Here is a 13,342-nt window from a genome sequence, read left to right on the forward strand (position 1 = left end):
TAGAACAAAGGAGACGAAGAACATGTTCTTAAATGATGATTTTCTATTGTCTACTGATCTGGCCAAGGAATTATATCACCATCATGCCCAAGCTATGCCTATCATTGATTATCACTGCCATCTGGACCCTAAGGAAATTTATGAGGATCAGCATTTCAGCAATCTTACAGCAGCTTGGCTTTACGGAGATCATTACAAATGGCGCTTAATGCGTGCCAACGGAGTTGCCGAAGAGCTCATTACCGGGGACGCTTCCGATTACGATAAATTTCTAGCCTGGGCTCGCACGGTCCCCAAGACGGTGGGCAACCCGCTCTACAGCTGGACACACTTGGAGCTTCGCCGCTTCTTCGGAATCACAGAGCCGCTGAATGAACAGACAGCGCCGAAGATCTGGCAGGCGGTGAACCACAAGCTTGCTGAGCCTGAATTCAGCCGCCGCAGTATCATTAGGAACTCCAATGTCAAAATTGTCTGTACGACTGACGACCCCGCAGACTCCTTGGAATATCATCGTCTGCTGGCTGCAGAAGAGACGGCATTCCAGGTCTTCCCGACCTTTCGGCCCGACAAGGCACTGAACATTGATGCTCCAAGCTTCACCGACTGGCTGGTGAAGCTTGAAAGCGCCGCCGGACGCCCCGTCTCATCCTATGCAGATCTGACAGACGCCCTCCAGTCAAGGGTGGAATTCTTCCACGCTCATGGATGCCGCCTCTCTGACCATGCTCTGGATGTAATGAAGTACAAGGCGGGAACTTCTGAGGAAGCAGAGCGTATCTTTGCCAAGAGGCTGGCCGGCGAAGCGCTCACATCTGATGAGATTACCCTCTACCGTACAGAGCTGTTAACCGCCCTTATCGGCTTCTATCATGCCAAGGGTTGGACGATGCAGCTGCACCTGCATGCCTTCCGCAACAATAATACGCCGATGTTCCAGAAGCTTGGCCCGGACACCGGTTATGACAGCATCCATGATTTGCCGCTTGCAGAATCGCTCTCCCAGCTCCTGGACCGGGCAGAATGTGAGCAAGGGCTGCCGAAGACTATTCTCTACTCGCTCAATCCGAAAGACTATCCTGTTCTGATTGCTCTGATGGGCTGCTATCAGAAGGATACCCCCGGTAAGATGCAGCTTGGATCGGGCTGGTGGTATAACGATACACGCAGCGGGATGCGTGATCAGCTTACCCAGCTTGCCGATGGAGGCTTGCTATCCCGTTTTGTAGGCATGCTGACGGACTCACGCAGCTTCCTGTCCTACACGCGGCACGAATATTTCCGCCGCGTGCTCTGCGAGTGGGTCGGCGAATTGGCTCTGCGCGGTGAGGCTCCTGATGATCCTGCCCTGCTGGCAGAGATGATCAGAGATATCTCATACAACAATGCAGCCGGTTATTTCGGCTTCAGCACACCTTCCGCTTCCGATGCCCCTCAAGGAGGCCGGAATATTCATGCTTAACATTTGCCATGCCGAAGAGCAGAGGGTTCGTGAGGAGGGAACTTCCCTCCTCACGCTCTATCCCCTGCAAGATCATGAACCGCATCCTTTCATGCTTGTGCTGCCCGGCGGTGGCTACCAGCATCATGCAAGGCACGAAGGTGAAACGATCGCAAGGTGGTTTCAGGGACTGGGAATGCATGCCGGCGTATTGGAATATCAGATTGAGAAGATTCAACCTGAGGCTCTGATTCAGGAGGTAGAGAGCAGTCTAAGATGGGTGCGCGAAGCGGAGAAAACATGGAAGGTCAACAAGGATCAAGTTGGCCTCATCGGCTTCTCCGCTGGCGGACATCTGGCTGCAATCAGCGCAGTCACCGGCAGAGAGAAGCCGAATTTGCTGCTGCTCGGCTACCCGGTCATTACCTTAGATGAACCGTATGCCCATGCCGGAAGCCGGCACAACTTCCTCGGTGAGCAGATGTCTGCAGAGAGGCTGGCTGCCTATTCTGCGGATCGCCAGGTAGACTCCAGTACACCGTCCGCATTTCTGTGGACCACCGCGAACGATGCGAGCGTTCCTGTAGAGAACAGCCTAAGGTTCGCTGCAGCCCTATCCTGTGCGGGCGTTCCCTTCGAGCTGCATGTTTTTGAGGAGGGACGGCACGGCCTGGGACTTTCTGAAGAGAATCAGGATTGCCGCCAGTGGGTACGTCTTTGCGAGAACTGGCTGGCCAAACATCATTTTTGCAGGAAGGAAGAGATGATATGAGCATCAAACTGTTCCTTGCCGGCGACTCCACAGCCGCTCAGAGGGGATCGGATCAGAAGCCTATGGCAGGTTGGGGGGAATATCTTCAATCCCATTTGGATTCACAGATCACAGTGGTGAACCGAGCGGTAAATGGACGTAGCACGAAATCCTTCCTCGAACAGGGCCGTTTGGCAGATATCATGCGGGAATTCCAGCCTGGCGACTATTTATTTATCCAGTTTGGTCATAATGATCAGAAAGTCGAGGATCCTGAGCGCTATACACACCCCGGGGGAGAGTACCGCCAAAATCTGCATACCTTTATTCATGCGGCGCGTCAGCTAGGCGGCTATCCCGTTCTGCTGACCCCTGTAAGCCGCAGACGATACATCCCAAGTGGAGAACTTGATCCTCTAGCTGTCGGAGAATACCCGGAAGCCATGAGACAAACTGCGATCGAGACCGACACGCCGCTGCTGGATATCTTCGCCGCTTCCCAGTCGCTCTATCACAGGCTTGGCAGAGATGAGTCTAAGAAGCTATTCATGCACCTCCCCGCCGGTGCCTCCCCCAACTATCCAGACGGGATCGAAGATGACACCCATTTCTGTGAGGAAGGTGCAGAGGCGATTGCACGGCTGGTCATAGAAGCTATGGAGCAAGCGCCGGGATTAGCCCTGTTAAAATCCCATATTCAAAGGAGGGAACTTCAATGACCCCACCCTTACAGCTTGGCATCCGGGCTCATGATTTTGGGCAGATTCCTCTATCTGAGCTGACAGGCAAACTCACACATTATGGATTTACTCATATCCAATTTGCAGTCAAGAAGTCGTTCCCCGATAGCGTTCCTTCATTTCCTGCTCTCAGCCCGGGTACAGCAGCCTATTTCGGCAGCGCCTTCCAAAGAGCTAACGTTCGAATCGCCGTGTTAGGCTGCTATGTAAATATCACGGCTTCCGATTTATCAGAGCGGGTTCAGGCTATCCGCGATTTCAATACACATCTGCGTCTGGCCAGGGATTTCGGTGCAAGCCTAGTAGGGACGGAGACGGGAAGCGTTGGACAGGGCTATACAGAGGCCAACTTTACCGAAGAAGCCTTTGAGCGGGTTGTAGAATCGGTTCGTACCATGGTCTCCGAGGCTGAACGATTTGGTGTGACCGTCGGCATTGAGGCGGGGCTGAATCATCCGCTCTATACAGCCCCGCTTACGCGAAGGCTGCTGGACCTTGTTCCTTCTGACAACCTCCAGATCATCCTGGATTGCGCCAATCTCATGAGCCCGGACAATTACAAGGATCAGGACGAGGTAATTACTGAAGCACTAGAGCTGCTGGGCAACCGGATTGCCTGCATTCATCTTAAGGATTTCAGCGTTGTAGATGATCAAATCCGCATCGTCCCTGTAGGACAGGGTCAGCTGAACTTTGAGTCTATCCTGCGCTATATGAAATATAAACGGCCGCATATTCAAGGAATTCTTGAAAGCACGGCCGAGCCTTATATCGCTGAAGGCATTGCTTATCTGCAGCGAATCTATGACCAAGCCTAGCTTAAGTCATTATCCAAAAAAGGCCGCTGAAGCCTCGTGAAATACGAGACACAGCGGCCTTTCTTACTTTAGCAGAGCAGCCTGATCCATTTTCTTCAGACAGCCCTTAACCCTGGATTAGCTCCTTCGGACTTAATGGAATATGAATTTCAAAGCAAGTGAGCTCGTCGTTACTTTCCACGACAATATTACCGCTGTATTCCTCTACCAGTTTTTTGACAATGGCAAGTCCCAAACCACTATTATGGGTTTTGGGCTTGGTCGAGAAACCGTGCTCGAAGATCCGTTCCTTCAGCTGCTTAGGGATCGGTTCCCCATTGTTCAGCACCTGAATCGTCAGCATCCGCTCTTCCACCTGAGCAAGCAGGGTTACTTTACGGTGCTCATCTTCTCGTTCTTGAACGGCATAGAACGCATTATCAATCAAGTTGCCTGTAATGCGCACCAGATTGGTGATCTTCAGAATATCCAGATTCAGCTGGTCAAAGCCTTTGAAATAATATTCAAAGTTGATTTTTCTCTCTAAGGCTTGCGCGGCTTTGGCCTGAATTAATCCATGAAATGCAGGAATATGAATGTCCGCAATGTCATTTAACGACTTATTAATGTGCGTAAGGCTTAGGAGGTACGCCTCAAGCTCATCATATTTCTTAATCCGTGCCAAGCCGGTTAACGCAAAGATATGATTTACAAAATCATGGCGATACTCTTTGACCGTCTTGAACAAGCTGTCTATATTTTGCAAATACATTCCCTGCACATCGTCTACAATGACGCTCTGCTTCTTGATATATCTTCCGACCGCCGCAAGCATAAGGCCTCCAATAAGCAAAATAACCAAAGCCACGACAAATATTCTTATTTCTTTGGCAGCTAATGTTGAAGTAATTTTATCCATATCCGAAGTAACAATAATAAGCATGCGGTCAAAGCCTTTGTTCACATTATCCTGCAGGCGAATAGGCGAATAAGATCGAAGGACAGACTTCCCATTGAGCTTCATCACTTCATGGACCTGTTCCATCTTGGCAAATGCCTCTTTGGCCAACTCCAGATCTTCCGGGGAGCTGTAGTTATAATTGCCATACAGCAGCTTCCGCTCCGAATGCCATTCGGGATTATTCTGGTTTGGCGCCTTCCATTCCCCTTGAAGAATTTTGTCGTTAAGAATTCCGATCTCCAGGATGAGTGGATTATTCTTCTCCTGCTCCTCGATATTAAATTCTACCCCGGCATTATCATGGAATCGATTAATAATATTGTCAGAAATATAAGGGTCAATCAAATAATCGGTAGTCCCGTCATTATAATAGCCCCACTTGCTGATCCGGGAGGGATCCGTAGTCGCGGTATCAAAAGGCCCTGCCCAAAAGCTTGGCAGATTCTCGCCAAAATTCTTAATTGGCGTAGCGTTATGCTTCTCCATCAGCTCTGTAAACACCTTGTTCCATTTGCCGCTGCCCCATTTCTCCGTAGTTAGACCAATCTCTTCCGGATCACTGGACTTGGCAGCGATAAAGTTATGTTCCTCTTTCAAGTATTTAAATAAGGTCAAGTCCTCTATGCCAAGCTTATCTCTTACCTCGGCAAGCTGCTGATTGGTTACATCCTCAAGTTTTGGCGGAAGCATACCTTGGGCGGCAATCGCAGCAATCCGCAGCTTCTCCGCAAGCGCTTCTTCAAAAAGCATCTCACCATTTTGTGTAATTTCCAAGGATGATTTAATATGAGAGGTCATAAGTTCTATACTTTGCTTTTGCCCATCTAACAAGGTGCTTCTCATCGTATAATAATAAATCCCGTTTAATAGGATCAACAGAAGGCCCATAACTAATATGTAAATTATCAATAGCTTCTTAATTCCTATCTTCATCGACCATTCCCCTTTAACCTTCTAACCGCTCTAATTTCTACAATTTTCGACACTTCTATATTTATCGACATTTTTCCTTATTATCTGACACTATTCTATAAAAAACTAATTCTGCTTTCTTCGCTTATGACATTAAAAACGGCCAGGTATGATCGCTGCTGGCCGTGTGCTTTAAGTATATCATTTTTTGACGAAATATTGCGGATAGATTTTCTATTTCGGGGCGTTACGCCTCAAGCAACTCTTACATTACTTCAATTGAGATCTCACGGACAAGAACGATCCGGATATCCGCCAGCTTAGCGATCATCTCCTGCGCTTGCTCGCTCCAGCCTGCCATGGTAGTGTCACTGTGAATCCGGCTGCCTCTGCGAAGAGGGGAAATGTAGATATACATTCCTTTCTCCAGCAGCTTGTCTTCATATGACTTTAATCCAATCACCCATGCCTTTCCGTCACTGAAGTTATCATGAATCAGCTCGCCGTCAATGAACGCGTAACCGATATCCCCCTCATAATGAACCTGAAGAAGAACCTCCTTCATCCCTTCGAAGGTACATCGCTCAAAGGTAAAGACGGCCTTATCTTCACCGACTCTCTCTATATGATAATGCGATTCACGATAGGGCACACCCAACCGATAAACCGAGAATAGGCCCTCTTGCTTCTTCTCCAACAGTTCTCCATCCTTCACACGGCCTAAACCGTTCACATCAGGAAAAATGCGCAGTTCGACTTCTCCGCCGCCCACCGTCTCAAGCTTAATCTCCTGTCCGGAGATAAGCAGATTCGCGTCTGTCATAAACACACGACTCTTATCCTGAAACTCGGCCTGCCAGAACCCAAGGCTCTGCTTATCTGTCAGTGTGATAATATACCCCCTCTTTCCTCCAGCAGAGAGCAGCTCGATCTGTCGTTCCCAACCTACAGAAGGACGTATATAGATCACCCCGTCCTTTTCCTCGGCAAGCGCTTCCCCCACATGCAGCTCGGCCAGTGAAGCAGAATCCAGGGCGAATTCGGCTATCATACCTTCAGGCTGAGCAAAAAAGTAATACGATTTCCCCTCATTCTCGATGCGGGTAATCAGTTGTGCTGTCGCATACTTCAGAGTAACCCCGTCCATATCGAAATGATAGGGCAGCATCGCACAGCGATCTTTGCCAAGGCCAAGCGGCCCTTCTGCCGGAATACGAATCTTCTCTGAAGCGGTTTGAATCGTAATCCCTTCCGGTATCGACAAATCACACGTCCTTGCATGATCCTGATAATTATTCAGAAAGAGAATACCTGAACCTTCATAAGAACGTACCGCATACCGCAATGTGTCTGTATCCTTAGGATCCATGTGTGAGGTATCGCCAGGCAGAACCGTCTTCGTCTTACATATCCAATTCTGGAACGTACGGAAGAAATAATGCTGCAGCTTTGTCCGCTGATACGATTCTCTCACCTGACCAAATTCGCCAAGACATGCATTAAAGTCATAAGAAATTTTAGGCGTCGCCGGATCATTCAGGAATTCACCGCGTTTTCCTAGCGGATTGGAGCCTCCATGGTACATATAATAGCCAATAAAGTTGCAGCCTTCGGCAACCTTAATTCCTGTCATCGCAGGCACACTTGCATAAGGGAAGTCGAAACGGTGCTGATAGAAAGGGGTCATCCCCCCGCCCATCTCACAGCATGCATAAGGAATATCCTCCGGCGGATAAGGCGGGTCAAAATTGTAGCTGGCTGGAATACCGTTATTATGTTTATCGCGAAAAATATACTCAGGTGTCGCCGGGTGCTCCTGCACCTGATCTGAAGCATCATGCCCGTAATAGATCCAGGGCCAGTGCGAATAGCCGCCCCAAAGTGGAAGCATCTCCCCTACTGGAACGGAAGCACCTCCCCATGCCGTACACGTATAGATCGGTGTATCAATTCCTGCTTGAACAGCTAGTTCCTTCAGACGGAGCATGTGATAAGTTCCGCCGCTACCGCTGGGGAGCCACTGATTGCTTACCCCTGATGTCATCGCCCACATTGCCGCTGAATGATTATGCTCATTCTCAATTTGGGTGCCAATAATCGGCCCTCCCTGCTTGAACAGCAGTCCCTGAACCTGCGCGCTGATCTCCTCGAACAGCCGCTTGACATTAGTCAGGTAGTGCTCGTCATTAGAACGAACCGCAAATGGGCGTCCGAACAGCCAATCCGGCAAGCCACCGTTACGGATTTCTCCATGATTGAACGGGCCAATCCGGATTATAGCGTATAGGCCATGCCTGCCGCAGAGCTCTATAAACCGGCGGAGGTTCCTTCTACCCTCCCAGTCAAAGGAACCCTGGAGCTCCTCATGAACATTCCAGAAGATATAAGAAGAGACGATATTCACACCGCCAAGCTTCATCTTAACAATCTCGTCTTCCCAGAAACGCTCATCATACCTGCAGTAATGAAACTCTCCGCATATGCCAAAAAAGGGCTCTCCATTCTTCTCCATATAATAATTTGTAAAGCTGATCCGATCCCCCGCCGGTGAAATCCCCTGCATTCTGCCTTGAAGCGGCCGTATCCATTTCCTGTCGTTCCTAACCTCAATCCGGTAGCTGTTCACTTTGTGCTCCCCCATCACTAAGATAATTTTGATCGTCCTACCTTATGCAGCACATGATGCTTTCTGAAAAAAAAGCCTCAGTTCCTTTAATTCTGCAAGAACTGAAGCTTTATTAACCCCTTTGATCATGTCTTTTTAGGTAAAATGTAAGCCCTTTAAAATTATCGTATATCAATGGTTGATATCCCAAAAATCACTACGTGTACATCGTACCTGCGTTATATTTTGTTGTCAACGTAATCTAACATGATCTTGTTGATTTTTTGTTTGTATTATAACAGTATTACCAACCAACCCACTAAAGCGGACATTTACTTCCTATACAAATCTGTGTTCCCAACTTATAATGGGATATATCTAAGGTTATAGAAAGGAGCTCCTATGCTTGCAGCTGAACGACGCCAAATCATTATTGAATCTGCCAAGCGGGACAAGCGCGTGCTCGTATCTGAACTGAGTCAGCGGTTTCAGGTTACCGAAGAAACGATTCGCCGTGATCTTGAGAAGCTAGAGAAAGAAGGTATTGTTACCCGTACCTACGGGGGAGCCATTACCAACGAACATACGAGCGAGGATCTGCCGTTTGCCACCCGCAAATCTACAAATGCCGAAATCAAACAGGCTATTGCCCAAAAAGCACTAACATATATTAAAGATGGAGACACCCTGATGATGGATCCGAGTTCCACCTCTTTGGAGCTTCTGAAGCTGCTTCCTGCACGCAGGAAACTAACCATCATTACCAGCTCCATATACATGCTTCAGGAATCCGTTAACACCGGGCTTCACCTTATTTCCACCGGAGGCTCTCTAAGAGGCTCGTCTATGTCCTTGGTAGGAACAGTTGCTCAAGACACGGTGAACAAATACAATGTGGACACGGTGGTATTAAGCTGTAAGGCCCTTTCGCTGGAGAAGGGAGTTATGGATTCAAGCGAGCCGGAGTGTGAGCTGAAGAAGGCTATGATTCGGCAGTCGGGAAAAGTCATTCTGCTGGCCGACCATTCCAAATTCGATAAGACCGCCTTCGTCCAGCTGATGGAGTTCGGCCAAATCAATGTGCTCGTTACCGACCGGGAACCATCAGCAGCCTGGCTCGATGTGCTTCACGAACATGGCATCGAGGTCGTCTACTGACACTCGCTTTATCTCAAAACAAGTCCGCCCCTGGATCTGAAGGGTGCGGACTTGTTCGTTTATTAACTTATATATTATTTTCCAGAGAGCTTGAGCACCTTCACCTCATAGGGCTTCAGGTACAGCTCTCTATAGACTTTCTCACCGGACAGCAGCTCCGTATAACGCGATTCATCCAGTCTCATCTGCTGCTGCTTGTCTATAAAATTCATTACAAAGATATAATCGCGCGTCCCATCGGTTCGAAGCGCTGCGTGAACCCCCTCTGGTAATACTGCAGCAAGAGCCTTACGCACACCCGTCTGAGCTACCAGCTGCTGATAGAAATCCTGCTGGAAGGCTTCGCTATTCCTGGATGCAATATAATAAGCTTTCCCTTGACCCAGATGATGTACTGTAAGCGCCGGGCGATCCTTATAAAAGTCACATCCATACACAGCCAGCGCCTCTGCACCCTCAAGATGAATGAGCTCGCACAGCTCGGCAGCTTCATAGCTCTGCTTAAGCCCCAGTACATTCCCCTCAATTGGCCGAATCTCATTCCGGTCATGGTCGTGCAGGCCATCAATCTCCTCTGCCCAAATGCCAAGCGTTCTGCGCAGCGGGCCTGGGAAGCCGCCTAGAAAAGCCAAATCATGCTCATCAACCAAACCGGACCAGTATGTAGCCACAAAAGTTCCGCCATTCTCAACGAATGCCTGTATTCGCTCACCTACGCCCGGCCGCACCATATAAAGCATAGGAGCGATCAGCAGCTTATACGGTGCAAAATCCTGCTCCATATCAATCACATCTATCGGCACTCCTTGTTGCCATAAGGCGAAGTAATGCGACTGAACGGTTTCCTCATATTTAATCCCCATATTGCGTGGACCCTGAGAATCATTAACTGCCCAGCGGTTCTCCCAGTCAAAGATTATGGCGGCCTCAGCCGGAACTGTAGTTCCAACCACCTCATTCAGCTTCATAAGGCTCTCTCCCACCTCGGTGACATCTGCAAATACGCGAGTATGCTCATGCCCCGTATGGTCCACAACGGCTCCATGCCATTTCTCACTGGAACCGCGGCTTTTGCGCCACTGGAAATACTGCACGGTATCCGATCCATGCGCAACAGCCTGAAGGGAAGATAGCAGGTGCATTCCGGGGCGTTTTAATTTGCTGACCGGCTGCCAATTCGTCAAGCTCGGCGTGCTCTCCATCAGCATCCACGGCTGTCCGCCCTTCAAAGAGCGAACGATGTCATGCATCATGGCAATTTTCCCGGCCTGCTTGCGATCATCTTGCCCTTGATCATGCCAGGTCGGATAACTATCCCAAGAGACTACATCGAGGAAGTCGGCAAACTTCCAATAATTCAGACCTTCAAAAAATTCCATAAAGTTCGTCGTAACCGGCAAATCCGGTTTCTTCTCTTTTAGCGGAGCAATCTCATGCTTCATAAAATCGGCTGTCTGGTGGGTAACAAAACGCCTCCAATCCAAGTTCATACCATGCACCTGTGTCTCCCCATGGGGAGCAGGGGACTCTATTTGCTCCCAATCTGTATAGGTATGGCTCCAAAATCCCGTCCACCAAGCATGATTCAGCTCCTCCAAGGTTTCATATTCCTGCTGCAGCCATGCTCGAAAGGCTGCCTGGCAGTAATCGCAGTGGCAATCCCCGCCATATTCATTGGAAATATGCCAGCCGATTACGGCAGGGTGGTGTGCGTAGCGTTCCGCCAACTTGGTGTTCATGAGGCGAATCTTCTCCCGGTAAACCGGCGAGGTGTAACAATGGTTGTGACGAAAACCATGTAAATTGCGGACCCGTCGTTCGTTCACCCGCAGGACTTCAGGGTATTTAGCCGACATCCAAGCTGGCCGGGCTCCACTCGGAGTGGCCATCAGGGCATATATTCCATTTTGCGCAAAGGAATCAAGCACGTGATCCAGCCATTCGAATGTAAATTCACCCTCCTTCGGTTCAAGGGAAACCCAGGAGAAGATTCCGACCGACATCACATTGCACTTGGCAAGCTTCATCAGCCGAATATCCTCTGCCAAGATTTCAGGGTATCGCTGCCACTGCTCAGGGTTATAATCGGCACCGTGCAGCATGTGCGGAACGCGTGGGTTTATAGGAGGATATTTTGCTGGTTTCATGATTACATCTCCTTTATTCACTCAATTTGTCGGGGCTTATTCTTTAACTGAGCCGAGCGTCATCCCTTTTACAAAATACTTCTGCAAAAACGGATAGACGATTAGAATAGGGGCTGCCCCGATAAAAATTTGCGCGGCGTTGACCGTTGTTTGTGACAATAGCTCCATCTCTTTCGGGCTCATGCTCATAGAGCTCATATCTCGCTGAATGATCACTGTCTGCAAGAAGGTGGCTAACGGAAACTGCTTGGAATTGTTCAGGTACAGCAAACCGTCGAACCATGAGTTCCAGTGGTTGACCATGCTGAACAAGCCAATAGTCGCAATTGACGGCAGAGAAATCGGCAGAAAAATACGAAATAAGGTTCTAAAATGTCCGGCCCCATCAATCATGGCTGCCTCTTCCAGCTCCTTAGGGATGCCTCTGAAGAAATTCAGCATTAGAATGACAAGAAACGTATTCACAGCACTGGGAAGCACAAGCACCCAGAACTTATCAATCAAGCCAAGCTTTTGAATAACGATATAGAATGGCACCAGCCCGCCGGTAAACACCATGCTAAACACAAACATCCACGAATACAGTGTTCGGCTGCGGAAGGCACTTCTCTCCTTGGATAACGGATAAGCCGCCAGGAAAGTGACTAGAAGCGTTAGAGCCGTTCCAATCACTGTTCTAAGCACCGAAATCCAGATGGAATGCAGAAACAACGGGTTGTAGACTGTCTTCTTATAAGCCTCCAGTGTAAAATCTCTTGGCCACAGCCCTACCAGATTTGCATCCGCCGCCGCTTTGGAACTAAAAGATACAGCCAACACATGAATCAGTGGAACAATACAGAGCAGGGCAAGAAAAATGAGAAAACAGGTATTTAGAACCGAGAACACCCGGTATCGCGCGGTCTTGTGGTACATAGCTCTCCCTCTTTCATTCTCTTAAAATATGCGGTAACCCGCCCACTTGTAGGCTAGGCGGTAGGAAATCAGAATCAAGATCATACTGATCACACTCTTAAAGAGTCCAATGGCTGTGCCAAAGCCCATCTCGCCGTTCAAAATTGCCGTCCGGTAGACAAAGGTATCTATGATGTCCCCCTTTTCGTAGACGAGAGAATTGTACAAGTTGAAAATTTGGTCAAATCCAGCATTCAGCACGTTCCCAAGTGCCAGTGTCCCGACTACAACGACCATTGGCATCAGAGACGGAAGGGTAATATGCAGTGTCTGCTTCCACCGGCTTGCGCCGTCCATCTCGGCAGCCTCGTAAAGCGAAGGATTGATGGCCGTTAAGGCCGCCAGGAAGATGATCGTGTTATATCCGAATTCCTTCCATACGTCAGATACGATCACAGTAAACCGAAACCAATTGTTATCTCCCAGAAAAAAAATCGGGCCAGCTCCGAACCATCCCAAAATGCGATTGACAAATCCATCCGTTGACAGCAGATCCAGCAGAATGCCGCCGAGAATTACCCATGAGAGGAAGTGCGGCAGGTAGACAAGCGTCTGAATCGCCCGCTGGAGTCCAACCTTGCGAACTTCATTAAGCAGAATGGCGAAGATTAGCGGTACAAGCAAATTGAAGATCATTTTGAGAACAGCGATGACAAGGGTATTCCATATCACCTGCATACTGTCATTTCGTTCGAATAAATACCGGAAGTTATCAAGTCCAACCCATTCCGATCCGCTCAATCCAAGCCAGGGCTTATAATCCTGAAAAGCCATTACAATCCCGCCCATAGGAATGTAACTGAATAAAATCAAAAAAATGACCGCCGGCAGCAGCATGACATGTAGCGGCCAAGTTTGGCGTAAACCTTTCATTCT

10 protein-coding genes are annotated in these 13,342 nt (G+C 48.8%); 5 read left to right on the plus strand and 5 right to left on the minus strand.

Translation table 11 applies throughout. From position 1 onward, the window contains the following. Positions 1-22: 22 nt before the first annotated feature. The 4 genes from uxaC to DCC85_RS15630 are packed head-to-tail and all read left to right on the plus strand — an operon-like array spanning position 23 to position 3,750. Positions 23-1,462 carry a glucuronate isomerase gene (gene uxaC / locus DCC85_RS15620; RefSeq protein WP_108466432.1) on the plus strand — a complete coding sequence of 480 codons (1,440 nt, stop codon included), beginning with the start codon at positions 23-25 and terminating at the stop codon, positions 1,460-1,462. Beyond that, positions 1,455-2,213 carry an alpha/beta hydrolase gene (locus DCC85_RS23445; protein ID WP_234414200.1) on the plus strand — a complete coding sequence of 253 codons (759 nt, stop codon included), beginning with the start codon at positions 1,455-1,457 and terminating at the stop codon, positions 2,211-2,213. Before uxaC ends, DCC85_RS23445 begins: the two co-directional genes overlap by 8 nt. Beyond that, positions 2,210-2,911, plus strand: coding sequence for a rhamnogalacturonan acetylesterase (locus DCC85_RS23450; RefSeq protein WP_234414201.1), 702 nt, complete (start codon positions 2,210-2,212; stop codon positions 2,909-2,911). The genes DCC85_RS23445 and DCC85_RS23450 overlap by 4 nt, the downstream gene beginning before the upstream one ends. Then, on the plus strand, positions 2,908-3,750 hold the full coding sequence (locus DCC85_RS15630) for a sugar phosphate isomerase/epimerase family protein (RefSeq protein WP_108466433.1): 843 nt from the start codon (positions 2,908-2,910) through the stop codon (positions 3,748-3,750). Before DCC85_RS23450 ends, DCC85_RS15630 begins: the two co-directional genes overlap by 4 nt. Before the next feature lie 106 nt (positions 3,751-3,856). Here DCC85_RS15630 and DCC85_RS15635 read toward each other — a convergent pair whose 3' ends face one another. Both DCC85_RS15635 and DCC85_RS15640 read right to left on the minus strand, forming a co-directional pair. Then, on the minus strand, positions 3,857-5,623 hold the full coding sequence (locus DCC85_RS15635; protein WP_108466434.1) for a sensor histidine kinase: 1,767 nt from the start codon (positions 5,621-5,623) through the stop codon (positions 3,857-3,859). 244 nt (positions 5,624-5,867) lie between these two features. Further along, positions 5,868-8,243 (minus strand): beta-galactosidase, encoded by a 2,376-nt coding sequence (locus DCC85_RS15640; RefSeq protein ID WP_234414202.1) that lies wholly within the window; start codon positions 8,241-8,243, stop codon positions 5,868-5,870. 366 nt (positions 8,244-8,609) lie between these two features. Between DCC85_RS15640 and DCC85_RS15645 the strand changes: the two genes are divergently transcribed. Next, complete coding sequence (locus tag DCC85_RS15645; protein ID WP_108466436.1) at positions 8,610-9,365, plus strand: DeoR/GlpR family DNA-binding transcription regulator; 756 nt, start codon at positions 8,610-8,612, stop codon at positions 9,363-9,365. A 74-nt stretch (positions 9,366-9,439) separates the two neighbouring features. On the opposite strand, the gene DCC85_RS15650 is transcribed toward DCC85_RS15645, so the two are convergent. From DCC85_RS15650 to DCC85_RS15660, 3 genes are read right to left on the minus strand one after another with little or no spacing between them, the layout of a single operon-like run. Further along, entirely contained in the window at positions 9,440-11,512 is a 2,073-nt protein-coding gene (locus DCC85_RS15650; RefSeq protein WP_108466437.1) for a beta-galactosidase, read from the minus strand. Between the two features lie 36 nt (positions 11,513-11,548). Further along, positions 11,549-12,427 (minus strand): carbohydrate ABC transporter permease, encoded by an 879-nt coding sequence (locus tag DCC85_RS15655; RefSeq protein WP_108466438.1) that lies wholly within the window; start codon positions 12,425-12,427, stop codon positions 11,549-11,551. A 21-nt stretch (positions 12,428-12,448) separates the two neighbouring features. Then, the gene (locus tag DCC85_RS15660) at positions 12,449-13,339 is read right to left on the minus strand and encodes an ABC transporter permease (RefSeq protein WP_108466439.1); all 891 of its coding nucleotides are present in this window, start codon (positions 13,337-13,339) and stop codon (positions 12,449-12,451) included. Between the last annotated feature and the right edge of the window lie 3 nt (positions 13,340-13,342).

Origin of the sequence: Paenibacillus sp. CAA11 (assembly GCF_003060825.1) — a bacterium.
Classification (GTDB): Bacteria; Bacillota; Bacilli; order Paenibacillales; family Paenibacillaceae; genus Fontibacillus.